General features: G+C 64.6%; 1 protein-coding gene. It reads left to right on the top strand.

Annotation, left to right across the window (positions count from 1 at the left end; translation table 11 throughout):
* A partial coding sequence (locus OUZ49_RS20895) for an EF-Tu/IF-2/RF-3 family GTPase (RefSeq protein ID WP_266152550.1) occupies positions 1 to 539 on the top strand: 539 nt, incomplete at both ends.

Below are 539 nucleotides of genomic sequence, written 5' to 3'. Positions count from 1 at the left end.
CTGGTCGAGATGGAAGTGCGCGAGCTGCTGTCGAAGTACGACTTCCCGGGCGACGACACCCCGATCATCCACGGTTCGGCGCTGAAGGCGCTGGAAGGTGATCAGAGCGAAATCGGCGTGCCGGCGATCATCAAGCTGGTGGACGCGCTGGACAGCTACATCCCGGAGCCGGTGCGTGCGATCGACAAGCCGTTCCTGATGCCGGTGGAAGACGTGTTCTCGATCTCGGGCCGCGGCACCGTGGTGACCGGTCGTATCGAGCGCGGCGTGATCAAGGTCGGTGACGAAATCGAAGTGGTCGGCATCCGTCCGACCCAGAAGACCACCGTCACGGGCGTGGAAATGTTCCGCAAGCTGCTGGACCAGGGCCAGGCAGGCGACAACGCCGGTCTGCTGCTGCGCGGTCTGAAGCGCGACGACGTGGAGCGTGGCCAGGTGCTGGCCAAGCCGGGCACGATCACCCCGCACACCGACTTCGAGGCTGAGGTCTATGTGCTGTCGAAGGACGAGGGTGGCCGTCATACGCCGTTCTTCAAGGG

The organism is Dyella halodurans (assembly GCF_026283925.1).
GTDB lineage: Bacteria > Pseudomonadota > Gammaproteobacteria > Xanthomonadales > Rhodanobacteraceae > Dyella > Dyella halodurans.
Note: the sequence above shows the minus strand (reverse complement) of the source record. Positions and strands in the feature narration are given on the sequence as shown.